Genomic DNA, 25,809 nt, shown 5'->3' on the forward strand with positions numbered 1-25,809 from the left:
TTTTGTTGTGTGATGTATTAGGCAGATTGGCGGAGCTCGGCAGCGAGCATGGCTATGCCGCGGCGGAGGCTCCCGTATTTCTTGGCATAGGCTTGCACGTGCATTTTTTCCTTCTCTTCTGTAGTGTAACACAGGTATTCTTCAGGACTGACTTCGGTACGGTAAACCTTGCTTTGTTGTCCTCCAAGGCTGATAAAGACCTCTTTGTATTTCAGGCGAGGGTCGTTTGCGCGGTTGATGGAAAGGACCAGGGACTTTTCCTTGTCCGTCAGCCCTAAGAGCTCCTGAATTCCATCGAATTTGTTTTGATACTTAGATTGATCCAGAAGGATCTTGCAGTCGGAGTTATTTATGATGGCTTGTTTTACAATGGGAGATGAAATGATGTCTTCTACGTCCTGTGTTACGACAATGGCCTCTCCGTAGAATTTTCGGACGGTCTTGAAGAGATACTTTATGTATTCAGCCATGCCGTTGCGCATGAGTGCTTTCCATGCTTCTTCTATTAAGATGACCTTCCGGACTCCCTTGAGCTTCCTCATCTTATTGATGAAGATTTCCATAATGATGATGCTCGTGCAACCAAAAAGGATGGGATGGTCCTTGATGTTGTCAAGCTCGAAGATGACGAGGGGCTGGGACAGGAGGTCGAGATTTTCACGGGCGTTCAAGAGATAGTCATATTCTCCGCCGATGTAATAGGGGCGAAGGACATATAAAAAATTGTCGATGTCAAAATCCTTTTCTTTTATGCCTTCCTGGCGAAGGTCGGGGAGGAAGATGTCTCTTAGGTAGTCGTAAAAACTGTTAAAGCATGGGAAAATCTCGTCATGTTGATTTAGGTATTCGAAATAGGTCTGTAGGGCATTGGACAAGGAGACGTATTCGGACCGGCTGTAGGATTCATCGTCTCTTTTCCAAAGGCTCAGCAGGAGCGTTTTTATGGATTCTTTTTTCTCGGTGTCCAAAACGTCATCGCCAAGGTAAAAGGGGTTAAATTTGATGGGGTCTTTCTCGGAATACGTAAAGTAATATCCTCCGAGTAGGTCACAGATGCCTTTGTAGCTATGACCCACATCGACGATCACCACATGGGATCCCTGCTCGACATAGGTGCGCATGATCATATTGGTTAGAAAAGACTTTCCAGAGCCGCTAGGGCCTAGAATGAACTTGTTCCTGTTTTGGCATATCCCTAATTTTACAGGCAAATCACTAATATCAACGTGTACCGGGAGGCCGTGTATCCTATCGGCGAGTCGAATGCCAACCGGGGAAATACTGCTGCGGTAATTGGTTTCGAGGTTGAAGAAGCAAGTGGCTTGTTCTGCGAATGTGTCGAAAGTTTCGTGTAGCGGAAGGTCGGAAGCGTTGCCGGGCATGCCGGCCCAGAACAACTGGGTGGCGCAGGTGGTTTCCTGCCGGGCTCGGGCGTCTATCTGGGATAGAGCGGCGGATACTGCATTGCGGATGTCTGGGACTTTACTGGCGTCGGAGGACCAGGCGAGAAGGTTAAAGTGGGCTTTGATAGGGAGGCGTTGCAATGAAAAAGCTTCGTTGAGATAGTTATTGGTCGCGTCCCTGCTAATGGTATTTTCTCGGGAATACGAGGATAGGCTTTGGAGCTTTAGCCTTTTGGCTTCCATTTTTTTGATGGTTTCCCGGCTGTCCTCGAGGAATAAATACTGGTTGTAGATGTGGTTAAAGGGCAGCATTTGGCCCAACGGCGCAGCAAAACCGACGGAAAATTTAGTCTTATCGGTACTGTATTTGTCAAAGTTCACTCGGGGACCGCAGACATTGGGTAGATCGGCGGTGTCTGCAAGGCTGAATACCTGGCAGTGGAGATCACCCACCATGAGGCCCGGCTGCAGGGTTATATCCCTGATAACCGGGCGCTCCTGGGGATGAAGGAGGAAGCAATACCGTTCGAGAAGACCGGGTTGCTCCGCCGTGGAGGCCAGTTCATTGCCGGCAAGGCGCCGGAGCTGGACGTAGCCCGCGTCATGAAGGACTTGGGCGAATTGTCCGCATTTTTGGAGGAACTGGTCTTTGATCTTGCCATCGAGCGTTTGGGCAGGCGCAAAGGATGACCGGATCAGGCTGGATAAAATGGCAGTGTGGGTCCTCTTGTCAGCTGGCTTTTGCGTGAGATAGAGGTAGCATTTGTGATCGAGGTAGGGTCTTTCGTTGAAGTGACGTTCGCTGCTCCGGGCCAGAAACGACTGGTTTTCGTTGGAAAAATCGGGTTGGTAACAGGATTCGGTATACCAATCCTGTTTGTGGAGAACAGAGTGGGTGGGTAGCAGTCGGATGGCTTTGAGCCAGGACTGGTGCAAGGCTTCGTAGTCTTGCAGGCCGAGGGTGAAAATTTCAGGTAAAGTAAGTTCAAAGGCGACGGTGATGTCACCGGTACGGGAGAGGATGCAGTCCTGCTCAACGCGGTAGATCGGCATTACCTGTTCGATGTATTTATTTTTGGGCATTTTGTTCAGGCTGGAGTTGAATGAATAACTGACGGGACCTGCTGCGGATGGCCGTGGGGAGTTTAGAGGCGGCCATCCGCTTTTGCAGGCCGGATTCTCCGTATGTCCGGCTGAGGTGTTGGATGAGCAGGACAAAAGCGATTGCCGTGGGTACAACGATCCCCAGGCAGAGCAGGAGTTTTATGTGGCAGATGTATAAAATGGCAAAGAGCAGGAGGAGGGCTACCATTCCAAGTGCCAGGTAGGTGATATACTGGGCCTTTATTCCCTTGAATTCTATGGACCTGTTGATGCCCTTGTTGATTTCGTAGACGGTAGCCACTGCGGTTAATTTTAATTGTTTCTTTCGTTGTTTAATGCTGACACACGAGGACTGCAGAGAGTATGATCGACAGATCTTCGATCACATTTTTAAACTTCGGTTGTAGTTTTGGGTTTGGTGAAACGGCCCCATGATGCGCTGGAGAATGCGGCGGGCGTTCTCGATATCGTAGCCATTGCTTTGTTCGTATCCAAACTTTTCTGCCTGTAAGTCGATCTGTGTGGGTGGGCGGAGGCGCACTTCGACGACGTTTGGATTTAACAGATTTTGTTGGATGGTGCCGGTAAAGGCCGTTTTGGTGGATTTGTCCATGAGCAGTCTCACTCGACCGTCAGGATGATCGGTTGGCGGAAACGGGATGCTATTGTTTGGGTTGTTTACCTGAGTAAGGCGCTTTTGATCCCAGTCTATAAAAAATGCTGTTTCCAAGATGTTGACGATCGGGAGTGAGTTGTTCATGGCAAAATTGTTAAGAGACGCCAAAGAATGATTTGAGCAGGGCGGCTACGACGACGAGGAATATGCAGGCTCCGAACCAGCTGGCCGCGAGTTTATTGGTTTGCTGGTCTCCGTGGCTCCATGCATTGTATACTTTGACAGCGCCAACAAGGCCAACGATGGCGCCAATGCTGTATAATAAGGTTACGCCGTAATCGAAATAGCTTCCGACGAGGGTATTCGCTTGTTGCAGGCCCGCGACGCCGTTGCCGGCCTGGGCGCTGGCTTTTTCGGACATTGTTGAAAACAGGATAACGGAGGAGGTGATGGCGATGGATTTTAGGCAACGGCGGGAGGGGCATGTGTGTTTCTTTTTCATTATGTTTCTTTTTGAGGTGGCGTGGAGACAAGAAGAGGCCGGCTCCCAGGTAGGTGGGAAAGATGGGCGGGAACCGGCCTTAGTTATGGCGATGAATGGACGGGAGTGACAGACGAGCGTCTGTATAGAAGGTGTCTATTAGGCGGCTTGAGCGCCGGCGTGCCAGAGGGAGATCAGATCTTCTTCGGTGAGGGTTAGGTCGCAGTCGCGTTCGACGGTAACGACAATAAAGTTGTTGATGGCATCATAATAGTCGGTTTCCATAAAGAGGCGGTAGCGGCTGACGATCGCCCGCATTTTGGAACAGACTTCGTCGGGGTTGGCGGGATAGGAGGCTATGTTGTTGACGACATATTGGATCTCTTCGACGACGTGTTCTGCTTCTTTCAAGAGTGTGGTGCCGCCTTCGTCATCCGTTATTTCGAAAAAAGTATCAGGGTCCCCGGCTTCCTGATAGAGCGCTTGTTCTGCTGGGTGATCAGCAGGTTTATCAATTAAAGGAGGGAAATGGTCGCTTCGGGACTTTGCGCCTGCAGATGCGGGTGAACCGGCGGCCTGGACCATTGGCTGCCCGATGAGTCTGCCCCAATTAAATAGTTTCTTGCCGTAAGCGATGCCAACGATAATCAGGTAGAGGAGAAGCGCGCCTACCAGTCCAAAGATTAGGCCGTGCAAGGAGAAGTTATAAAACATGACTTTTCAATTTGTGGTGAAGAATTTTTGTTTGTTTCTTATAATGCAAATATGCTATTGCCAAAAAGCGATTTATCAGAGTGAGATTGAGACTCGGGTGACCAATTTGAATTTTTTTTATTGATCGATGGGGGTCCGTAACTAACTAATTTGGGAATTGCGGGAGATCGTAAGCGAATGTCAAAGAAGAAGGCGGAACCTTAACAAGTGTGTGAGGTTCCGCCTTTGCGTAGGTGGGATACTGAGAGGAGTAGTGGGGGAGGGAATTCGGTGTTGATATAATATTGTCGATTATGCCACGTGTCGATCTTCAATGTTTTGAATGAACAGTAGGAAGGCGTTTTTCGCGGTGTCTAGGAAGACTGTATAGCCGCTGTGGCGGTATAGGATTTCCTGCATCGAACGCGCATAGTTACCCATTTTGTTATGGAACGCAATCTCAAGGCATTCGACGATATCTTTTAAGGACGCTTTTCCATTGTTGAATACGCCAGCTGCCTTTAAGGTATAGGCGAGCTCTACCAGGTGGACCCTGGGCGCAGTCCAAGTCAGGCGGGGGGCATTGCCGGTGCTGTGTCCAGGAAAGACGAGGTCGTCGAGGACTTCCAGCAAGTGTTCTTTCAGAATGTCGGCGGCAAGTAGTTCCCCGACAGCATAGTCATAGCAAACGTGGAAGGATCCATCGGGGGGCGGCTCGAGGCCGATCAACGCTATGGTAGTGTCAGGGCCGGGACGAAAAAACAGCTTGTCATCGAGATAAGTAGAGCCACTTTCGAAGTACTGTTGAATGAATCCGTGGTTTTCGTAGATTGAGGATAGTTTCTCGAGTTCGTCAGTGTAGTATCGTTGCAAACCTGCGTGGGTAGCCGGGGGCCTGTTCTTTTCAATTGTCAGCAGGCGGCTGTTGAGCACAATGCGGCTTATAAACAGGGGCTTTACGTGCTTGTAGAAAAAGACTTCTTCCCTTTCTTGGAATGTGTATTGCTCGATTATCCCATGAAGCTGTCGGTAGCAGTCAGTCGCAAATTGTAGCGATCTGGCGGCGCGCTTTAAGACGGTGCTTTCTTCCTTTTGGATAACAGCAAGCTGATCTTCAAGTCGGTTTTTCAGTTCAGTCCATGGTTTTAGAAGAGGTTTTTCTTTCGTGGTTGTTAAAACATTCCCGGTTTCCATGAAAATATTTTTGATGTAGGTGACTACCCGCGCCGTTTACAATGTTTTGATTGCGCTAGACGACGCTAGGTTTTACTTTGCGTGGAAGGATCAGCTTTTCCGAAATGGCTCATCGTTCACCAAACAAAAATGCGTAGGCTTTGGTGGTGAAACAAATATAAATCGTGTTAGGTAGTATAGTAGGTGTACGATTTATTTTTGAACTCCTTGGTAAAGTGCGCTTTCGGTGAACAGACCAAAACCCTGGTGTGGTCGACTACTTTTGATTTTGACGATATAAAAGGTTGAAAATATTTACATGACCCGCATAATGCTGAGAATGTATAAAGAAATAAAGGATGTAGCAATTGCCAATATAGAATCAAGGAATAATTAGTTGCTGGTAGGATATGCAAATAAGAAAGTCTTCAAGTTTGTGCGCTGATTGAATATAGAATTGTTGTCTGTTGTCAATGAAATATTAGCAATGGCATATGGACGCTTATTCGGTGATTTACGAAACGGAATTGTTACAAGGTATCACAATGTACTTTTAGAAGACGCGGGAATTGTTTGAGAGCAATGCAGGGATGTGTTGTAGAGGATGATATTCGAGAGCAAGAAGTTTAAGTCAACCAAAGAGATTTTGGCAATGGGAGAAAGTGGCGAAGAATGAGGGTTTATTTATGGAAATCATGACTTGGGTTGACAGTTTTTAACTTGTTAACCAAATATCAGTATAATGAGCCCTAAAGAACAGGCAGATATCCGTCGGAAGCTAAGAATCCTCAGCCATGGTAAAGAATGTTGCAATGTATCGAAGACCTGCAGGTACTTCGGTATATCAAGAGAGACCTATTACAAATGGAAGTGAGATTATGAAGCTAAAGGTGAAGTAGCACTAATCAATAGCAAATCCTGCCCTGAGAATCCCAAGATTAGGATAGCCCCTGAAATTGAGGAGAAAATCATCCATCTAAGAACAACTTACTACCTTGGTGAGCTTCGGATCTCGTGGTACTTGCAACGCTACCACGGGATCAAGGTATCCCCGGGCGGCGTTTACAGTGTCCTTAAACGGAACGGCCTTAATAAACTCCCTCAGAATCAGCGCAAAAGATCAATGGAGCAGTTCAAACGCTATGAAAAGCAAGTGCCTGGTCATCGGATCCAAATTGACGTCAAATTCCTATTCTTCACAGACAAATCAGGCCGCCAGGGAAAGCGCTATCAATATACCGCCATCGACGATGCTTCCAGGGCCAGGGCTCTAAAAATCTATCCTTCGCACAATCAGCAATGCGCCGTTGCCTTTGTCGACTATGTCAGGGACAAGTTCCCATTCAGAATACATACCATTCAGACCGACAATGGCCACGAATTTCAGGCTAAGTTCCATTGGCATTGTGAGGATCTTGGCATCAGGCACGTATACATAAAAAAGGCCAGCCCACACCTTAATGGCAAGGTAGAGCGGTCTCACCTAACCGACAAAACCGAATTCTACCAGCTGCTGGAATATAAGGACGACATTGACATTGAAAAGAAGCTTAAAGAATGGGAGAATTTTTACAACTGCCATCGCCCAAATGCGGCCCTAAAAGGAAAAACGCCTTATGAGGTCCTGAAAGAGAAACTCACTTCTTCCTAATTTTTTCCTGGCCTCACTAACTCAAAAAGGGAAAGGACAGGAAAATATTTATCTTTGATCGGTTGTCAACCGTAGTTTTGGTACGCACAGTTTATTACCCATGTATGGTTTTATATTCGCTTGGATTTGGAACGCTGTGCCGCCTCACGAAGGGCCTGGGCCATTTTGGTGACAAAAGGAGCTTTATCTTTCTTTCGGTTTTGATTGATACGTTTTTTGCTGTAGACATTAGAGATCGGCTTACCAAACCAGTTGGCCCACATTTCAGCGACTTGCCGCAGGTTTGCGTATTCCCCATTGATCTTAATTACTTTCATTTCTGTCCATCCCTCAATATGTTCCATGGCATCTGCCTGGGTTCCGACGAATTCATACACAGCCTTGTACGTTGATGGTGGAGCTGCCTGAAGCTGCTTTTTTTCACCTTCTAAAAAGGCTTTGTAGTCTAAGTTTGCTTTTAGATTTGGAGAGTTGAATGCCAGTTGGAGCTGCTGTGATGAGCTTACAGGAGAGGATTTCTTTTTCTTGCTTCGTGAGGATGGATTGTCAGATTGTGCAGAAGGCATATCTTCGCTTTCCGACAAGGCTTCTTGGGTGTATTTTAGGTGGAATTTCAGGAATTTGGTGATGCGGTCCAATTCCTCTAGAACGAAATCGACATAGATATCGCGGCCATAAATTGATTTTATTTCCAGAGCTCGACAAACCCTTCCGAGATATCGATAGGCGCTGACAAATAGCGGATACAGAGTGTGGTGGTATAGTTCTTGGTCTTCAGCGCTTTTTAATGAAACCTGGCTTGGATATTTCTTTAATTCTTCCAATCCTTGCTCCGCGTTTGAAAAGCCAATTCTGGCGATGGAAGCGTCGGATGTGGCGTCCTGGTGCTTGGAAAGGTTTGCCAGCAACTCCGTTTGCAATAATTTTAGCTTTGAAGTCATAGTTAATTCCTCCGATGGGTTTTGGTATCTGGGAATGAAATGCATTCTTCAGATTACTTGATCTCAGGGAGGAAACGTAGAGCAGCGTCTGACGAACACAGCCGTTATTCAAGTTAGCGACTCAGAAGAATGCTTTCGTTTATGAATTGATTCAAAATTTTATTATAAACCGGATTTTATTTCATGGGGTAACGACGTGCGGGATTTGAGTATTTCTGAAAAAAAATATGATTATTACACCTTCGAATTATTGATTTATTTTCAGTCCGCTAAAAGTGGATCGGCGATTTGCCGTCAATTTCCAGCAGTATTGGGTCTTGTTGTGAAGGTACCGGTTCCTTAGATCGACATTCGAAACTAATAGTTCGATTTTTGAAATCACTTGGTCAGTAGTTTCTTTGTTCATATAAGCGACATGCACTGTATTGAGGAATGTTTCGAATTGCTTATAGGCCAAACAGTTCCCGATGATTTTTTGTGCCTTTCCTGAACGACAATTCGCGTGCCACTACAGACTCTTGCCCATGTAGTATCATTTCCAGACACCAATGCCCATTTCAAGAGCATTTTAAACACATTTGGGGGTTTGGGGGGATCATTGGCAAGTGATCTTTCAGCGCGCGTTTCAACTTTTCCCAGGATTTGAGAATTCTTTTCATTGAGCAACCATAATGCATGCAGATAGGTTTTAAACTCGTGAGTAGAGATGTTTATTGACCTAGTGGATTCGATCCATGGTGGTTTGGGCAGTTAAATTTGTCATCTCCTATAAATTTCTTCATTTTTTAAATACGACACTTTAGTATATGCTAATATTTTATAGATTTTGTCGAATACGGCTTAATGTGACCGGGTGGATGCCTACATAAGAGGCAAGGTAGGTGTCCGGCACTGTCTCAATCAAATCGGGGAACTCACGTCGTAGAAACAGGTATCGCTCCCTTGCGGTATGCATGCGAATACAGTTCAAGACAGCATAGATCCGGCTGAAACATCTTTGGGCGATGATGCGCCCATGGCGCTCGAATTCGGGGTAGTCACTATATACCTGGTCCAGTTCCTGCTTGGAACAAGTTAAAACCAAAGAATCGACTATTGCTTGCATATATTCGAATGAAGAAATACCGCCGGGGTGGATGATTCCCGCGTCCAGCGCATCGTATTGTTGTAAGAAGAACTTCGATACCTCTGCACCTCCTTCCAGCGAGAAGCAACGAATAAGGCCGTTCAGCACAAAGAGAGCCCGATCCTGGTTTTCTCCATTTCTCATCAGGTAGGTTGCCTTATTAAACTTTCTAAGTTTAAATGTTTTCCTAATACGATCGACAAGGGCAGGAGACATCGGTTTGATGATATTGAGATAGACCAGAAATTCGTCCATAGATAATATGATTAAATCAGAAACAATGTTTTTGTTTGGCATTGTCATATTTTGTTACTACCGAGCTCGCTCGCCATGTGAGCGCTATAGATTAGAGAAAAACCGGGCTCATGCTGATTCAGCCAAGGTCCTTATCAGAAAACCAGAAATAGCTGGGTTGATATTTAAAATTAATGTCTCTTTTTAGTAGAGTCAATACGCAAGATTCACTAATTATATACGCATAAATGAGTAAAAATCGGAGTCGGTACTCCTATCTGTGCTAAAACACATGATTGGACGTGGGGCAAAAAAAACGAAAATGGTTCCTATAGGGAATTAACGTTGTACTGGAACCGATATAAGAGATTACTCTTATAACCCGTGAAAACACCCCCGATTTCACTGTTAAAACACGGGAGATTGACAAGCCTTTATGAAAGGAAATCTGTAAAAATTTTGTGAAATTGTGCTTTTCGGGTAGTTATCTAGTTTATAGATTGAAAAGAAAATAGTAACTATGTACTCTTGCCATCAGCCAACAACAATAAAGTTTGGCTTCCCATTAATGTTAAGTTGCTCGAAAGGTAGCGATCGCACCACATTCAGGAGTACGATCTATGAAACTATTAATCTAACTTATGATTCGAGCAAAGCATGAAGACAAAAGTCTGGTGGTAGATATTCTATCCGCCTCTTTTGACCAAAACCAGAGCGTCAATTACGTTATCCAACAAGACAGATCAAGGAAGAAAAGAATATCCAGGCTTATGAAGTACTCTTTTGAGTATTGCTCTTTGTTTGGAGAAATATTCCTTTCTGATGATAAGAGTGCCTGTGCCTTAGCCATTCTACCTGATAGAAAAAAAACTACCCTAAAATCGATTTTCTTGGACATTGAGCTTGCGCTGTCGTGCATTGGACTAGGGAATTTGCAAAAAGCGTTAAAAAGAGAGGCAAAAATTAAGGCCGTTCACCCAACAGGTCCCTTTTATTATTTATGGTTCATTGGTGTTCGCCCTGAAGCCCAAAATAGAGGCATAGGTAGTTCCTTATTGGAAGAGATACTCGCTGAAAGCGACGCAATACAAAGACCACTTTACTTGGAAACTTCAACCACAAGAAATTTGCCTTGGTATAAGAAATTCGGATTTGAGATTCACAACCAACTAGACTTTGGTTATACTTTGTTTTGTTTGAAAAGAGGAAGGTAAATACCTTTTTTATGTTGCTGCCCGGCACCCAAATGTACTTAGTCACTTTTGCATTCGTATGCGTTGAAATAGTTATCTTTTTCTATCTATTGCTATATAAATTTGCCCGGCCGGACGACAAAAAGACCGTTTTGAACCTTTGGTTAGTCTTTCTACTTCTCATTTATAATATTTCAGGTGGTTTGTTGCCAGATCCCAATTTACCCGGAACTGTATTTGTTCAGGAGATAATCGCGTATGGTTCCGGATTTATAACACCCTCGTATTTCCCGTATTACGTCTACAGGGGATTCGGCCTTAAGAAAATGAAATTCCATGCGCTCCGTGGAGTTTTCATTTGCCTGATTGTGCCATACGTTCTTTTCGTGGCAGCATATGGATTTACGGGGAATTTGTCGGTGGCGAAAAACCTATTAATATTGCCGGTTTTATATGCAATATGGGTGATAATTTCCTTAGTAAAAGCGCTCAAATATAAGTACTCGGGAAATTTCTCATCGAGTGAATCGAAAGAGGAGCTGATAGGCTTGCTTCTCAGCCTTACGCCTTGGGTAGGACTTCCAGCAATAGATTACTTTGATCTTGGACAAGTAATCGAAGCATCTGTTACAAACACCGGTTTTTTACTTTTATTGTCCCTTCATTTAAAGAACCATATTTCAATCCTTCGTAAGGAACATCAGCGTCTGATTCAATCTGAAGTCCAATTGATGAATTGGAACTCAACACTGCAGGCTGAAGTGGAGAAAAGAACACACGAATTGAATAAAATTACTGAGCAAAGAACCAATACCCTTATTAATTTAGCGCATGAGACCAAAACTCCATTGACGTTAATTGACAACTATTTGGATGAATATATAATTAAGTACGGCGATGCAGATGAGCTATCGATAGTAAAGAGGAACCTTGGAAAGATTATTACCGACATCTCCAACATATTCGACCTTGAGCGATTAAATCGAGGATTGTCCTTATATAACCATAACCAGGTGACAGACTTTACGGAGTTGTTGAATGACAATCTTGCCCTTTTTACCATTTATTGTGAAGGAAATGGAACGAAGCTTGTTACTCAAATCCAAGGCAATGTCCTTATGAAAGCTGATCCGCTTGCGATAAATAGAATTATTACCAATCTATTGAAAAATGCGATAAAATTTTCCCCAGGTGGGGGGACGGTAGAAATAGAGTTGAAACATGAAGGTGATGAAATAAGCTTTTCAGTAAGGGATGCCGGAATCGGTATTCCGATAGAACTGCACAAAAAGATATTTCAACCATATTTTCAGCTGACTAACACAAAAGCAAGTAATCAGGGAATGGGTCTCGGCCTACCAATTGTTAAAAAAGTGATAGAAGAGCTCAATGGAAGCATCTCCATTGAAAGCGACCCACGAAAAGCAAAGGGAACTAAAATGATCGTTTCAATTCGAGGTTTAGTTTTGCCCACAAATATACGGACGGTAGTTCCAATCGTACGTAGGAAAGTAATGGACATTGGGATTGAAAATTTGAACCTTAAAGAGGAACCCTACGATGAAAAAAAGAAAACAATATTGATAGTTGAGGATAACGTTTCGATGGCCAATTATCTGCATCGAAAGCTAAAGGATAAGTACAACGTTAATGTGGCATTCGACGGAAATGCAGCCTTGGAAGCTATCCAATTATCCATTTCTTCAATCGAATTAATTATTACCGACATCATGATGGACAAAGTCGATGGTTTCAATCTCGCAAAGATTGTTTCTGAAGATGTGAATATCGCGCATATTCCATTTCTTTTCGTGTCAGCCAAGGCCACCTCAAAAGATAAACTGCAAGCATTAAAGTTGGGTGCTATTGGATTTATTGAAAAGCCATTTTCGATAGAAGAACTGATGCAACAGATAGAAGCAATTCTATCTCATTTAGAAAAGCAAAAAAAGGCAATCCTGTCAAAAGCATTTGATCGATTGTCGCTGATGAATGGGCACGACATCAGACAAAACCAAACACAGGAAGTTGATGGATTTGCAGAAAATTGTCGAATTTATAAATTAACCGATAGAGAGAAGGATATCGCCCGATTGATCTGCGAGGGCAAGAGATACAAAGACATTGGTGAAAAGCTCTCTATCGCCGAGAGCACTGTTGCCAAGCATATACAGAATATTTTCCAAAAAGTTGATGTATCTAACAAAATAGAGCTCATCAAAAAATTAGGAGCCTAATAATAATAATACTGACTATTTTAGGGAACAGTAGCACGAAAGGAATGAATATTCCACTAAAAAAATTCTCCAAGGATTTCTATCTGCTGGATGAATTTGCTATCATTTTAGCTAAGAAATAATCATGAACTTCCATAGAATAAGGTGAATATTTTCAATCAATTTATTAATTTGTCATCCGAAATATCACCCCTGAGCTAGTGCAACAAAATTACTCAAAGACGGCGAGTCGGAGGTTTCAGCAACTTTTCGTGCTTTTCAAAAGACTGGCTTTACCACACCGCAAATGCTCAGAAGCAGCGATATAATTCCTATTCCCAAACCAGGCAGCGGTGGAGTGTTGGAAGTGGCGTTCTTTCTCAATGCTGCTTCGCAGCGGGATGCCCAGACTGGAAAGGAGTGAAGGCACTTATTTTGACAAAAGCTATGGCGAGGAGGAGCCAGCACTCACAATATGTAAATTGTTGGTATCGTAAATGGAATTCACTATCTTTATTGAACAATTCCTTGCTGGCAACTCCTTTTTTCCTCACTTTAAGCCTTTGACTTTCGTTTCTTTCTCTGTGTCCATGTTTTCATTCTTCGGTGACTTGACAAACTTTTGGCAACTCTAATAAAATAATTGTTTATGATATTAGCTAAAGTTTTATGGGCATTTTCTGACTTTGGAAAATTGTTTGCAGGCAAGCGACAGGAGCATAACTGCAAAGATCTTATTATTGGTGTAACTCTCTTCTCTATTGCTCCAATCGGTTGGGTACTCATGGGATATCAGCAGTTTCAAAAGCAACTACAGCTGGACCTAAAGAGGCCAATAATTTTCAACCTCAAGGATGATACATGTGAGGTTAGAGAGGACTCAAGTCAGATTAATAAGGATCCATGTGTCATCACAATAGACACATGCGATGTTGAGTTCGGGAACTGAAATAGACAGAGGAGCTTCTTCAGCAAAAAAGACACTTAAACACTTAATAAATATGGAAACGATCAGGTTGCAGGATTTCCTTTACAAGTCCATAAATAAACTTTCCATTTTTGTTACCATAATTGGTACAATATGGTTAATCTTTGCAGCATCACATAATTATGAATTTTTTGACGCCGGACTTCTTCCAGAAGCAATCTTGGTCATTGTATTGGGAACATATGTTTACATAAAATTTTCAGATACAGCACAGCGCCGCATTCTAAAACTACACTATGGCATTGTTATCAATGTTTCAGCTTCGGAAAGGCTAAATTCTTCTACCCTTCGGATCGGCGGAACCTTCAAAAATCAGCCAGAAAAAAATCAGGTATATGTTATGGAATATGATCCAGTAACTAACTATTATTGGCCTAAGAATGAACCTACATATGACAATTCAAGCAAGACCTGGCAAACAACTATCGGTTTGGAGAGTGGGTTCCGGGATGATCGAACACTGATCATTGCTTTTGTGGGAGTAAATAGTTTACCATTAATTGAATATTATCTACAATGCAATCGCGATCGTGTGACAGGTACAAATATTCCGATAATAGGATTCCCCAAGGAGTTCTGTGTGCTGGATGGATCTACTTGGCTGTCAGGCATAATCGATGAGGATTTTGGATGATGTACGAACGACTTAGAAGTCTGAACTATACCGACAATCACAAGCGCATGTACCGAGGAATTGCCACAATTGGAGTGGCAGGCAGGCCGATTCCTTTTCGACATTACACGGCTTTGCTCCACCGCCAGCTGGAATGTGCAAAAATAAATTTGTGCTCCGCGCGGTTAAAATCGGTTTACGGACCAATACGGTATAATATGCTGAAATATTGTCCTTTTATTAAGGACCAATCGACATTGAAAAAAGGCTATTTAGCTGGCTTTGTCAATAGATGGTAGAGCTGATATAGCCGATCTGTAGCTGCCGGACGCTGCCTGCGTCGATAACGCCAAATTCGAGATCGACGAATTTTTTAACGCCCACGATCCTGGTACCTCGATCTAGCTCGAATGGTCCTTCCGGCAACTGAATGGTGCTTAGAAAATGTCGGACTTCTTCAAGGGTAGGATGCGTTTCCATGATATAAGGTATGGTATTCTAAATTCCGTGTAATTTTGCCGAATGCCATCCATTTGGAAAAAAGACCCAACACGCGCCAACCTGAATGAAGTTCTGGAGGGCATGTATACGATAGGAAACGAATGTCGTAAACAACTACGGGAGCACGTAGCGCCCGACGACGTAGAAGGCGAATATTTTTTAGGGCTCCTGGATCGGGCTACCGCGTTCGCGGATGACCTTGGGAACGTCCTGCGTCATTCACGTACCGGCTCACTGACATCGGTTAACGTAATCGGTCGCTGTATCATGGATGATTTTATTACGCTAAAATATGTGCTGAGCTCTGCGGATCGTAAAGAAGAAATTTATACGCTGAACGCAAATGCCTTCTATGAGACCCTAAAAAAGCTCCGCAACCTAATGGAGGTTAACCAAAAGGTGTATGAAGGCAAATTTCAGTTCTATCCTAATGCGGATCTTATAGAGGACATCGAGGCAAAGTTTTTCGCCAGGGATGACAGTGGAAACTATCTTTTTCCAGATTCTACGCCCAAAGGGTTGAAGTTCAAAAAAACAAGACAGTTAACCCAGATGGCGGAGGCTGCCGGCAGCAAGACCAATGACGACGTAGGAAGGGCCTTTTATTTTTGGGGAATTTGGTCAGGCTATGTGCATTATTCACCCTCGACATTCGGTATGGAAATGTATGATCAGGCGGACGCGGAGAACGTGAACAATCGTCTGCAGGAGCTTTTTATCAATCTATGGCGCATTATATGCGAGGCACTAAAAAATTTCATGGTAGAAAAAAAGATCCAACTAAAGGTGCCGGAGATATGGCGCAGTTTTCAGTTTGATGTATAAGTTTACTTCAGCGTGACACATGTTTGCGATTCCTTCTCCTAATTCGAGTTACGAAGGCAACGGAGCCAAAGTTACGTCCAGTGCTTGAAGCTGCCATCCCGTTCCACCCGGTTGCAGCGGGTGCAGGGACCGGGACAAGTCGGCATAGTCAGGGTCCCGTCTCCACATTCCTCAACTTTTGAAACTCTCCCAATAATTCCGGGAATGACTCATCCACTCCACAAAGCATTAGGCAATGCTCCTTACACACTCCCACCATTGTCAGCCCCAACCAGAGTTTGTTACCCATCTCGGCGTCAACTTTCCCTTGCTCTCGCATATTTCGCCATTGTACACCAGCATAAGCTCCGCCATGCACAAAAGGAAAAGTGCGGCCATACTCAGGTAGCATCCAAGCCATCGTCCTAGCCAACTCAACCAACCCACGATCCTCGAAACTCTTTGTTAAGTATTCCACCATATGAGCCTCCCTAAACTGCCCCGCACCAGCCGAAAGCTCCTTTTGATTCCCTTTGTCGAAACCCTCCATGATGGGAAACTTCTTCACCAAATAATCCAAAAACTCCGAATCATTCTCCACTCGGTTCAGTAGATCCTCCATCTTCATTTCTTTGAGATGTTCCATCAGAAACTCTGAGATGAATAAGTGTTTCTTATAAGCCTCCGCGGTTGCGTCACTGCCATCCCGGCCCGTCTTATCCGTTATATAAAGAATAAGCACATAATGATCCAGTAAGGCTCTATAAAGTATAGATAGACTATACAAATTTGGCCAACCCGCCAAGTCTACCATGCCCTGATATACATCGTCTAACCGCTCCACCAGATGATCCAACACCTCCTTTGCTGCGGGAAACGGCACTTGCTGACCTTCACGCTCGAACTGCCCCAGGACCTCCCGATAAAGTACGTCATGTTGCGTCCACCTTCGCTCATATATAGTACTGTCCATATTCTCAAAAATACGAAATTCCCGTCCGTTACGCACTCCTCCCTCCAGCCCAATCGCCAGGCGCTCAAAGGCGACATTCTTCGATTTTTCGAGGATCACCTCCGGCATTCCATTTCCGTTTCCAATCCCATAAATGCTGCTGGCCGCCTCTATCAGCAGGATAACCTCGTCGCCCACATCAAAAAGCGATGTGCTGACCATCTTCTTTTTCGCTCATTAAGCAAGGCGACTTTATGAAGCAGCTACCACCTCTGAAATCTCCTAATTTGTAGAACACATTGTACAACTCTTGTCATTTAAGTTCTATACTTTTACTCAATGGTAAAGGTTCACGAGGTTAACAAAGCTGGCTGTTAATGTCCCTTGTGAAGATATCAACTTCAGCGAAAAAATTCATTTCCAGTTTCTCTCTCTGATTAGGGGATGGCATAGTTAATGTCATCAGAAGGTATTTAAGCAGTTAAATTGTTTTATTTGTCTTCAGTAATGGCTTGCAATTATTCAACGTCAACATAAAATTAAGTGTTAAGGAGCTTACAGCTATTGACCTAACAGTTAAAGTTTGGTTGGAACAAAAGGACACAGTTCTTGAGAGTGCCCTGTTTCTACAGAGGGACTCAAAAGGATAAGGTTTAAAGAAGCCGCTTTATGTCTATAGGGGGGCTTTTTTGTATCGGATTACTATTTAATCAACAACTGACTAGCACAATCGAATGAACTATATATTTTCGTTTAACTTTTAACCATGAGATCCAATACACCATGGCTAATTAGATTCTACGAATTGAAAGCCTTTATTGACATCCATAACAGGCCACCACGTGAAGAAGAGAATATCCACCTGTATCGATGGGCATGCATGCAAAGACATAGGTACAACAAAGGGAAATTAAGTGCCACAAAAATTTTGATTACTGGCCCGCTGAAGATTCTTGAAAAGAAATCGAACATGGAATCCAATTCGCCGTGGTTTATTAGATTCCACGAGTTGAAAGTCTTTTTTGCCATCCATAACAGGCCACCATGTGAAAAAGAGAATATCGTCCTGTATCGATGGACATGCGCGCAAAGATATTTGTACAACAAAGGGAAATTAAGCGCCACGAAAAGTTCGTTTCTTGCTCCGCGAAAGATTCTTGAAAAGAGAGCCAAAAAGCCTGAAATAAATTTGGCAGGGGCTGTCAATCGGCTTAAGCAAGGCTTTTCAGGTAATCGCTTACAAGCTATAAATTGTAAAAAGAGCGCGGATTTTGTTCTTCTTAGGCGATTATACCGGTCAGGGAAGTTGCCGTCAGAACTAGTCAGTGAATTAAAGGTAGCAAAGGTGCCCTTGATAGCTACCTGGGTGCTGTATGGCGAAAATGAAACCCGGCCCTGGAACATAATATTTGATGAATGTGCGTTGTGGGCAAGGCAAAACGGCTTTTTACCTACTTATCGAAGAACTAAGAATCTCTACTGTTGGCTCAATGAGCAGAAAATGAAAATGAGCAAGGGAAATTTAGGATTAGTCGAGTCAAAGAAAATATCATCTCTTCTAATAAGATTTAGCCGAAAATAATTGATGTGAGTTCGTTGTAATAAATATTTTGTTATGGATGAGTTCAATTACGTTATAGCCCAACCTTGGGGTGAAGAAAGCCAGACGTTGAAAGTGTACACTTACGGCACAACTGTTTTTTATGGGTCATTGGATCAAGCAACAGCGCTACGGGATTTGATTCGGGAGAATACAGGCGATGACAAATGGGGGATTCACAAGGTTTCACTCGAAGTTCTTTCTTCGGAATTCATAACTGATGCTAGGTGATTTAAAATGAAGCTTTGTCGCTTAGCAAGTTATTTGTCCGGACCCACGCGCGCCGCGTTTTCGTTAGGAACGTTGGGATTTCTTCGGAGAGGCCCTGATCAAGGTTCCCAGTCTGGACGGCCCCTTGCTCCATCACCTGTCGCAGGTAGGTAACGATTGACCTGGCGAAGGATGCAATAGGATTAAATTATCTTTGATAGGCCCCTGGTAATTGATAAAGCGGGCTCAGCCCGTCAAAGCGTCTTTCCCGTAGCTCTCATCAGGATCGCATCCGCTTATCGTTGTTCCCAGGTATGCTTATGCCTTCTTTTTAAGAGAGCGGCGGAGCGTCCTCAGCCAATGGACCATCGTCCTTCAACGGGATGATCCTAAATGACCGTTCGGTATTGTAGGTGTTTTTAAGCGTATAATTTTGATCGTCAATCTCCGGTTTTTCAAAGAAAAGATCGACAATTTCACAGTTCTCACACGCTTGGAGGAAATACGCCTCTAAAACTGGCCCGATGCCCGGAACATTCTGCAGAATATTCTCAGGCGAATAATAGTTGATTCGGGCAGTTTTCCCAAACGGAAGTTCGGTTAGAAACGTGATTTGAGCGAAGGCAGTTATCTTGTTCTCCTTCTCGATGACAGCTACTGAATATTTCTCAGGATCAGCGAAAATTCTTTGCATCTTGTCATTGATTCTTTTGTCGACGCTCTCATACCCGAGTAGCTGGATCACTTTTTGTATCGCAGGAATATCTTGTACACCGGCAAGTCTTATCGTCATAGAATTAAAAGGTTTATTTTTTTAAAAGGGAATTATCGTTTTATTGGCATTCCGACAATATTTATAGGTAGTCGTTGAAACATCTAGTGAAGAGATACATTCCATATCCTGGTATAAGACGTTTCCAACCCCAGGGCTGTCCGGTTCGGAGGTCCGCTATCATGCCCAGGGTTGAGTCTATCACAATGAAGATCATTAATGTAAATAATATTCTCTCCCTCATAATTGCCTAAAATTAAATCAATTTTGCATATTATCAAATATCCGATGATTCCGTTTTAAAAAGCTAGCCTTAGAGAAAAACGTGAATGTGAAAACCAAAAAGTAAAGACGCTTTGATGCTCCACGATAGCCGGACAAATGTAACGTATTGAGCAGTCATCCGAAGAACCGCAGAAAATCCTCCCTCCGGCCATAACTGTTCTACCCTGGCCATTATTCCCTCCTAATAGTCAAATAACCTAAGATTCTTTCACAATAGCATCTCCATACTGAGATCTCGCCTTCCCACCGTCCGATCTTTGCCTTTGAAAAACACTCAATAACTGCATACACCTCCAGCCCATCCCTTCTCTTCACCCCAAATCCAGCGCCTCGCCCCAGGCGCGTCCCGCCGGGAGCCCGTAAAGGGCTCCCTTTTTTATGCACCCCAGATCGAGACGTTATTCCCCTTTTGCCTGCCATCCCGGTTCACAAAGCCGAACACAACCCCAAAAAATCTTCCCCCCCACCCCCTCCATATTGAAAAACCGTTTCCGCCGCGTCCGACATTTGCCTTGAAGAAAATGTCGTCTCCATGCCGAACTAAGCAAGATCCGCTGGCCACAGCATACTATAGTGACCAAGATGGTATTCGATACAGACAGTCCCCAACACACGCAAGCACATCGAGACCACTAAAATTTAACATGGGCGGCAATCCGTATCCATCCCCTCAATTTAGGCAAAACCCTGGAAGAGGCAGGAAACGGTAACCCGCCCGCCATTAAACTATCAACTTTCAATAAATGATTGATCAAACGGTTTTCAACAGGCGAATGCCACCGACCATCCAGGATGTCAAAACCTATTTCGTTCAGAAAGGGATCTCTGAACCAGAAGCTGAGGGATTCTTTTTCATGAAAAACGACAATGGGCTACAGGTGAGGGGCGCTCTTTACAAGAATGGAAGCGCGCAGCCCGGCGATGGATCGGCGCTCTAATCCAAAATTGACCATCGAAATTTGACCGATTAACCGGTTGACAAAACTCAAAAAACATTTATTAATATGAAATCACAGCATGAACGCCAATCCGAAGAGCAAGGCACCCAGTCCAGCTTTATAGACAGTGAACCCCTCCTTTTCAATCCTGCTCTTGCTGAAGAATTCTACGATCTTGGTTTTGACCCGAAAAGCTTCAGTCTTACCCATACCGGCTCGGCCGGCCCCTTTTCGGTTCATACCCATCGCGACCCTTTTGGCGAGCCCCAGGACCCTTTTTCCTCCCTTGAATTCTGATTTCTCATCGCACACAAAGACAGGAATGGTGAAATAGTCTTTGAAGGGGAGCCATACACCACTGACCGCCGCATAATCGCCATTCAGGCGGCCGTTGTCCATGCCATGGACAATACCGAAACTGGTCCCAGGTTTGTCTTCGAAAGGACTTACACCCTCGGCTTCGGATTTTTGACACACAAACAAGCATGTTGAAAGACATCCTTCAAGCCGAACGGTCCTACTTGCAGCAGATTCGGAATATTCAGAAATTCATTCAGGCTTCAAAAACTCTGTCGTAATCATTTATCAGCACTTCGACCTTCGCAAACGAGAGTTCTCCGAATTTATTAAATCCAAAATAGAAAGCTCGCATCATGTACTACATCTGTAAATTTCGAATGGCATGGTCCATCTTCGACGATTCTGGCCATTCTGACCAAACGCTTGAATCCGACGACATCGACCGAGTCAAGAAATATTTTGGTGCTCTCCTTGAAGACACGAAGATCCTTACCGGCCTGCAAATAATTGCACTCCCGCCGAATAAACGGCCTAAAGCTCTCCATGCGCAAGAATTCCTTATATCGAAACTTTTCAGCAAGTGGGTAATCTTCGATGGCAACACTCAAACTGACCGATGGCTCGATGCTATTGAAATAGCCTGGATAAAGAAGCTCATCCCCGACCTTATCAACGCAACAGGATATAACCTTGATCTCTTAGCTACCCCCGTCCAGGCAAATAAGTTGCTCCAGCTCTCTCTTGAAGAAAAAGCTTCCGAGCCTGGTAAAACTATCAATAAACCTACCTAAGCCTAACTCCGCCTCGGGTAATCGCATCTTATAAGATAACTGTGTCATACCTCAAAACTGTACGCCATGTCTACCTATAACGAATATCTTCATAGCAACTTCAAACAGCTAGGATTCCCGAACTATATCAAAATGCTCGATAGCGAAATCCGCCTTAAAGATATGAGCTTTCTGTTCACTCAGGAAAATCTCCAGCAGGCCCCGTTCTTTGGAAGGTATAACACCAAACTCTGCTTTGCCATCATCCATCCCACCGATGAAAGCGGCAAGAGACCCTATATCGGTCTCATCCAGTCCAGCCTACTCGACGCCGCGCCCGAGGATCAACAGAAGGCGCTCATTCATAACCAGGTTTACTACACACCGGTGCCCAACCGCCAAGCTATCATAAAAGATACTATTCAATTTCTTGAAGACCATCTCCGCCGCAAACTTTCATCCCTCAATCGCATAGCTCTCGGCAATCCAGTTCATGAGCTGCAGCTACTTTCCTCCAATGTTAGAAAACGATGACTAGGCCATACTCATATTAATATTCTCTTCATTGCCGCCCGGTAGGGCGGACGCTACGCGCAGAGCGCAGCAACTCCTTCACGTGGGAGGGCGCGCCTTGTCGCGCCCGGCAAGATGTATTAATGTCGACCAAAATTATTTCCGTTAATCTTAACCGTGCACACAAGGATATTGCCACTCCATAATATATATGCGCAGAGGAAGAAAGAAAACCCGTGACGACAAAGCTCTCAAGCACAAACTTACCACCAAAGTTAATGAACAAAACTACCTCAAACTCTGCCACCTCCTGGAACAAAACCCCCAAAACGATATGAGCCGGCTCGTTCGCGCCATCCTCAACAACCAACCCGTCCGGGTCTTTACACGAGATCTTACCCTCGACAACCTCATGGAGGAACTTAGTCGGCTTCGGACCGAAATAAAGCACATAGGTGTCAATATCAACCAGATCACCAGAAAATTCAATATTTACCCCGAGCCGCAGCACAAAGCCTTCTATGCTAAGATGGTCTTTCAGGAATATACCGCCATCCAGCCCAGGATCGACCGCCTTATTGACATCATCACCCCACTCGCCCAAAAATGGTTGCAAGAATAAATATGCGAAAGTCCATCCAAAAGGCCCTCAATCACAATGAGGCCAAAGTCTGTGCCGGGGTGGGAGAGATTCTCCTCGCTTCCGGTTTTGGCTGCGACATCGCGGACCTCAACTTCCACGAAAAACTCCGCCGCTTCGAACTTCTCAATCAGCGGAACGAATGGGTGCAGAAAAATACACTGCATATCTCCCTCAACTTTCCTCCAGGAGAAGATCTACCGCCCGAGACATTGCAACGGCTCACATTCGACTATATGGACCGTATTGGCTTCGGGGATCAACCCTTCCTTGTATACCAGCACCACGACGCGAAACATCCCCATATCCACATTGTAACAACCTGCATTCAATCTGACGGCACATCCATCGACCTTCATAACATTGGGCAAGAACTTTCTGAACCGGCCAGGGAAGCCTTGGAAATAGAATATGGTCGTACCCGCGCCCGAGGCCGCGAAAATCATCTCGAGAACACAGAGTCTCCCGATCTGGCAGCCAAAGTCCAAGAAGTGACTGGCACCTACAAATTTACTTCTCTCGATGAACTCAACGCCATTTTAGCCCAGTTCGAGATGATCGCGTGGCCCGGCGCCCCGGGGAGTGCCATCCATAGCAATCGCGGACTCATATACAGCCGGATAGACGCCGATGGCAACCGAATAGGCACCCCAATCAAGTCCAGCGACCTGGTCACCCGCCCGACACTTCCCTGGCTGGAGAAACGTTTCGTGCTCAACAAAGTGAAAAAACTCACTGCCCGCGATCGCGTAATCCAGAACCTAACCTCTGCTCTTGCCGCTGTCAACGGCAACCCTATGGCTAACCTTCATCGGCTACAGCAACGTCGACTCAGTTTATACCCCCGTTGGGATCATGCGGGCAATCTCTTGTCTGTCTATGTGATCGACAACCGCAACAAAATTGTCTTCACCGCAGAAGAACTCAATTTCGAGCCTGCCGCCCTTTAAATTCGAATAGGTCTTTCCACCGGTCCAATTACAGCTTCTGAAGCTAACGCCCAGAATTTCCCTACTCCACCAATAAAGGCTTCCCGAAAGACGAAACGGTCCCGCGGCTCTCAAACCCCAATACCATCCTCAAGGACCGCCATCGCCGCCCAGGTCGCCTTTACCCTGCTCTCTAGCCAGCCCGGGCTCCCTGGGCCAGCCGGCGACGAACTTCCCAAAAAGAAAAAGCGCAAGAAAAAATCTCTCTAAGCTGCATTTCACCCCATTTCCTCACCAACCCACCCCCCATGCAAAGCGGCGACAACCTACAGGCCCTGCGGAAAAACCTCGATTTCATTCGATTCGGTAGTATCCTGATCCTCCTGATCCATTTTTATTCTGCCTGCTATCCCGCGTGGCGAAGGTGGAACCTGACCGCATCTATCGTCGACCAAGTCATCGGCAGCCTCTGCCGCGGCATATTCTTCATGTCCGGTATCAATAGACCCAAGGTAGCATCCCTGTTCCTGCTGGTCATTTCGCTTCTTGGCGAAAAAGGGAAAAAGGACGAAAAGCTCACCATCGCTACCGTACTTTACTACATCTTCGCCGGATTACTACTTTTCTTCCTCTCCTCTCTTTTTCTACGAGTATCTATGGATGAGGCCAAACTCGCCATCCTCTACATTTCTATCACTTCGCTCGGCTGGTTATCAATCCTGTCCGGAGGCGCCAGGCTTTCCAGACTCCTGCGCCTGAAGTTCAGCAAAGACGTTTTCAACGAGCTCAATGAGACCTTCTCCCAGGAAGAACGCTTGCTTGAAAACGAATTTTCCGTCAACCTACCCGCTCAATATAAACTTAAGAACAAAATCCGTCAATCGTATATAAACGTCATATCCCCCCTCCGGGCGCTCCTTGTTTTAGGGACGCCCGGATCCCGATGGGAGTTAGAAAAAATCCGGAAAATCCTTTTACGTGATCCGACACGTGATCACGCAACATATTCAGAAAGGCTTCACCTTCTTCGTCGGAGCTGTTGCCGACGATCCCAAACAGAAGATCAAGCTTAAGGCCTTTCATTGCGAGATCCTCAACGACTTCGAGGCGATCCGCCAGGAGGAGGCCGCCTATGAAGCACTACCTGTCATCCGAAATATCACCCCTGACATGGTGCAACAAAATTACTTAGGCATCAAATGCGATATCCGATCACTCGTAGACAGCGAAATGCACAAAATCAAAAATAGCGAGCAGTATCGCCACCTGCTGGAAAAGAAGAAGCCCAGCCCTAAAGGCCCCGCCAGCCTGTAAACCCAATTTAATCACTTTAAATCCACATTTATGGAACAAGAAAACAACCAGACAACCACTGTTCAGGAAGAACGTCCCCGCTTGGAAGGACCGTTGTTGGATAACTGGTCAAGATTAACCGACACACTGAGAGACCGGTTCAAATTTGGCAACGCTTTCAACGACGACCTGTACGCGCTCATAGCCAGCGGCGTACCCGAAGCGGTGATCAGTAAAGCTCTCAAAATGCCCGGTACCGACGATCCAGTAGTGTACGAGCTTAAATTCAACCAATATGAAGACAGAAACGGACATCCGGCATACGGCCTCCACGGCTTCACTTCTACCCTGGTTGAAGACGCTGTTCGATCCCAGTATTTCCTCAACTACAATAATCAGGGCAAGAACGCCATCCAGGCCAAAAACCAGCTAAAAGGCCGTACTGTCTTCCATCGGGCGACTTCAGCAATTGACGGCGCACAATACAATGCCATGTCCCGCATTAACTTTAAAGGTACTAAGGATAAATATGGTAATTACCCGGTCGAGATTCGCCCTTAAAAAACCCGGGATTCCGATTTCGATATGGCTAGACTCCTTAGCAAAGCGTTAGACCCAAGAGCCAGCTATACGCAGGACGACAAAGAGGACATGATACGGGCTCTACGGAATGGGGATGATCTCAAAATCATGAAGAACAGGCAGGAATTCACGCTATATGCTGCCCCCTTCGAAGGAGCCCTCATAACCGTCGATAGCGCCTGAAGAGAGCAGCGATATACCGCGCCGCAGATGGAGGTCGTAGAACCCAATATGTCCCTAAAGTCCGGCAACCCAAACCCGCAACCTGGGAACACACAGCCCGGTGAA

At 45.0% G+C, this 25,809-nt stretch carries 28 protein-coding genes and 1 pseudogene; 18 read left to right on the forward strand and 11 right to left on the reverse strand.

Annotated elements, in window-relative coordinates:
* Positions 1-17: 17 nt before the first annotated feature.
* From IEY39_RS07890 to IEY39_RS07915, 6 genes are all read right to left on the reverse strand, one after another.
* Positions 18-2,486 (reverse strand): TraG family conjugative transposon ATPase, encoded by a 2,469-nt coding sequence (locus IEY39_RS07890; protein WP_188930175.1) that lies wholly within the window; start codon positions 2,484-2,486, stop codon positions 18-20.
* Positions 2,473-2,808: a DUF4133 domain-containing protein gene (locus IEY39_RS07895; protein WP_188930177.1), complete on the reverse strand. Its 336-nt coding sequence runs from the start codon at positions 2,806-2,808 to the stop codon at positions 2,473-2,475. Before IEY39_RS07895 ends, IEY39_RS07890 begins: the two co-directional genes overlap by 14 nt.
* Before the next feature lie 81 nt (positions 2,809-2,889).
* Entirely contained in the window at positions 2,890-3,267 is a 378-nt protein-coding gene (locus tag IEY39_RS07900; RefSeq protein ID WP_188930179.1) for a hypothetical protein, read from the reverse strand.
* Between the two features lie 10 nt (positions 3,268-3,277).
* Positions 3,278-3,625, reverse strand: a complete 348-nt coding sequence (locus IEY39_RS07905; RefSeq protein ID WP_188930181.1) for a DUF4134 domain-containing protein — start codon at positions 3,623-3,625, stop codon at positions 3,278-3,280.
* Between the two features lie 138 nt (positions 3,626-3,763).
* On the reverse strand, positions 3,764-4,300 hold the full coding sequence (locus IEY39_RS07910) for a hypothetical protein (RefSeq protein WP_188930183.1): 537 nt from the start codon (positions 4,298-4,300) through the stop codon (positions 3,764-3,766).
* Positions 4,301-4,609: 309 nt separating this feature from the next.
* Positions 4,610-5,491 carry an RteC domain-containing protein gene (locus tag IEY39_RS07915; RefSeq protein ID WP_188930185.1) on the reverse strand — a complete coding sequence of 294 codons (882 nt, stop codon included), beginning with the start codon at positions 5,489-5,491 and terminating at the stop codon, positions 4,610-4,612.
* 721 nt (positions 5,492-6,212) lie between these two features.
* Between IEY39_RS07915 and IEY39_RS07920 the strand changes: the two are divergent.
* A pseudogene (locus tag IEY39_RS07920) lies at positions 6,213-7,121 on the forward strand (IS481 family transposase).
* A gap of 110 nt (positions 7,122-7,231) precedes the next feature.
* On the opposite strand, the gene IEY39_RS07925 reads toward IEY39_RS07920, so the two are convergent.
* Together IEY39_RS07925 and IEY39_RS07930 are read right to left on the reverse strand one after the other, a co-directional pair.
* Positions 7,232-8,062: an RteC domain-containing protein gene (locus tag IEY39_RS07925; protein WP_188930187.1), complete on the reverse strand. Its 831-nt coding sequence runs from the start codon at positions 8,060-8,062 to the stop codon at positions 7,232-7,234.
* An 817-nt stretch (positions 8,063-8,879) separates the two neighbouring features.
* A complete protein-coding gene (locus IEY39_RS07930; protein ID WP_188930189.1) occupies positions 8,880-9,443 on the reverse strand; it encodes a Crp/Fnr family transcriptional regulator in 564 nt (187 codons plus the stop codon).
* A 620-nt stretch (positions 9,444-10,063) separates the two neighbouring features.
* On the opposite strand from IEY39_RS07930, the gene IEY39_RS07935 reads away from it, so the two are divergent.
* From IEY39_RS07935 to IEY39_RS07950, 4 genes are all read left to right on the forward strand, one after another.
* On the forward strand, positions 10,064-10,636 hold the full coding sequence (locus tag IEY39_RS07935) for a GNAT family N-acetyltransferase (RefSeq protein ID WP_188930191.1): 573 nt from the start codon (positions 10,064-10,066) through the stop codon (positions 10,634-10,636).
* Positions 10,637-10,647: 11 nt separating this feature from the next.
* Entirely contained in the window at positions 10,648-12,852 is a 2,205-nt protein-coding gene (locus IEY39_RS07940; protein WP_188930193.1) for an ATP-binding protein, read from the forward strand.
* Between the two features lie 628 nt (positions 12,853-13,480).
* Positions 13,481-13,780 (forward strand): hypothetical protein, encoded by a 300-nt coding sequence (locus IEY39_RS07945; protein ID WP_188930194.1) that lies wholly within the window; start codon positions 13,481-13,483, stop codon positions 13,778-13,780.
* Between the two features lie 52 nt (positions 13,781-13,832).
* Complete coding sequence (locus IEY39_RS07950) at positions 13,833-14,453, forward strand: hypothetical protein (RefSeq protein ID WP_188930196.1); 621 nt, start codon at positions 13,833-13,835, stop codon at positions 14,451-14,453.
* Positions 14,454-14,717: 264 nt separating this feature from the next.
* On the opposite strand, the gene IEY39_RS07955 is transcribed toward IEY39_RS07950, so the two are convergent.
* Entirely contained in the window at positions 14,718-14,912 is a 195-nt protein-coding gene (locus IEY39_RS07955; protein WP_188930198.1) for a DUF6965 family protein, read from the reverse strand.
* Positions 14,913-14,954: 42 nt separating this feature from the next.
* Here IEY39_RS07955 and IEY39_RS07960 point away from each other — a divergent pair, with 42 nt between their 5' ends.
* Entirely contained in the window at positions 14,955-15,758 is an 804-nt protein-coding gene (locus tag IEY39_RS07960) for a DUF5677 domain-containing protein (RefSeq protein WP_188930200.1), read from the forward strand.
* 148 nt (positions 15,759-15,906) lie between these two features.
* Here the strand turns inward: IEY39_RS07960 and IEY39_RS07965 are convergent, their stop codons facing one another.
* Positions 15,907-16,911 (reverse strand): hypothetical protein, encoded by a 1,005-nt coding sequence (locus tag IEY39_RS07965; protein ID WP_188930203.1) that lies wholly within the window; start codon positions 16,909-16,911, stop codon positions 15,907-15,909.
* A gap of 544 nt (positions 16,912-17,455) precedes the next feature.
* On the opposite strand from IEY39_RS07965, the gene IEY39_RS07970 reads away from it, so the two are divergent.
* Positions 17,456-18,271: a helicase associated domain-containing protein gene (locus tag IEY39_RS07970; RefSeq protein ID WP_188930205.1), complete on the forward strand. Its 816-nt coding sequence runs from the start codon at positions 17,456-17,458 to the stop codon at positions 18,269-18,271.
* A 33-nt stretch (positions 18,272-18,304) separates the two neighbouring features.
* The gene (locus IEY39_RS07975) at positions 18,305-18,520 is read left to right on the forward strand and encodes a hypothetical protein (RefSeq protein WP_188930207.1); all 216 of its coding nucleotides are present in this window, start codon (positions 18,305-18,307) and stop codon (positions 18,518-18,520) included.
* 310 nt (positions 18,521-18,830) lie between these two features.
* Here the strand turns inward: IEY39_RS07975 and IEY39_RS07980 are convergent, their stop codons facing one another.
* Entirely contained in the window at positions 18,831-19,292 is a 462-nt protein-coding gene (locus IEY39_RS07980; protein WP_188930209.1) for a hypothetical protein, read from the reverse strand.
* A gap of 1,007 nt (positions 19,293-20,299) precedes the next feature.
* Between IEY39_RS07980 and IEY39_RS07985 the strand changes: the two genes are divergently transcribed.
* From IEY39_RS07985 to IEY39_RS08030, 10 genes are all read left to right on the forward strand, one after another.
* Positions 20,300-20,494 (forward strand): hypothetical protein, encoded by a 195-nt coding sequence (locus IEY39_RS07985; protein WP_188930211.1) that lies wholly within the window; start codon positions 20,300-20,302, stop codon positions 20,492-20,494.
* A gap of 66 nt (positions 20,495-20,560) precedes the next feature.
* Positions 20,561-20,791 carry a hypothetical protein gene (locus IEY39_RS07990; protein WP_188930213.1) on the forward strand — a complete coding sequence of 77 codons (231 nt, stop codon included), beginning with the start codon at positions 20,561-20,563 and terminating at the stop codon, positions 20,789-20,791.
* A gap of 380 nt (positions 20,792-21,171) precedes the next feature.
* The gene (locus IEY39_RS07995; protein WP_188930214.1) at positions 21,172-21,585 is read left to right on the forward strand and encodes a hypothetical protein; all 414 of its coding nucleotides are present in this window, start codon (positions 21,172-21,174) and stop codon (positions 21,583-21,585) included.
* A gap of 66 nt (positions 21,586-21,651) precedes the next feature.
* Positions 21,652-22,098, forward strand: coding sequence for a hypothetical protein (locus IEY39_RS08000; protein WP_188930216.1), 447 nt, complete (start codon positions 21,652-21,654; stop codon positions 22,096-22,098).
* Between the two features lie 190 nt (positions 22,099-22,288).
* Complete coding sequence (locus tag IEY39_RS08005) at positions 22,289-22,699, forward strand: plasmid mobilization protein (protein ID WP_188930219.1); 411 nt, start codon at positions 22,289-22,291, stop codon at positions 22,697-22,699.
* A gap of 2 nt (positions 22,700-22,701) precedes the next feature.
* The gene (locus IEY39_RS08010; protein WP_188930221.1) at positions 22,702-23,667 is read left to right on the forward strand and encodes a relaxase/mobilization nuclease domain-containing protein; all 966 of its coding nucleotides are present in this window, start codon (positions 22,702-22,704) and stop codon (positions 23,665-23,667) included.
* A gap of 287 nt (positions 23,668-23,954) precedes the next feature.
* The gene (locus IEY39_RS08015) at positions 23,955-24,719 is read left to right on the forward strand and encodes a YWFCY domain-containing protein (RefSeq protein ID WP_188930222.1); all 765 of its coding nucleotides are present in this window, start codon (positions 23,955-23,957) and stop codon (positions 24,717-24,719) included.
* Positions 24,625-24,960, forward strand: a complete 336-nt coding sequence (locus IEY39_RS08020; protein WP_188930224.1) for a hypothetical protein — start codon at positions 24,625-24,627, stop codon at positions 24,958-24,960. The genes IEY39_RS08015 and IEY39_RS08020 overlap by 95 nt, the downstream gene beginning before the upstream one ends.
* Positions 24,961-24,990: 30 nt before the next feature.
* On the forward strand, positions 24,991-25,500 hold the full coding sequence (locus IEY39_RS08025) for an RNA-binding protein (protein WP_188930227.1): 510 nt from the start codon (positions 24,991-24,993) through the stop codon (positions 25,498-25,500).
* Between the two features lie 24 nt (positions 25,501-25,524).
* Positions 25,525-25,704, forward strand: a complete 180-nt coding sequence (locus tag IEY39_RS08030) for a hypothetical protein (protein WP_188930229.1) — start codon at positions 25,525-25,527, stop codon at positions 25,702-25,704.
* The last annotated feature ends 105 nt before the right edge of the window (positions 25,705-25,809 follow it).

It is taken from the genome of Puia dinghuensis, from assembly GCF_014642875.1.
In the GTDB taxonomy this organism is placed as follows: domain Bacteria; phylum Bacteroidota; class Bacteroidia; order Chitinophagales; family Chitinophagaceae; genus Puia; species Puia dinghuensis.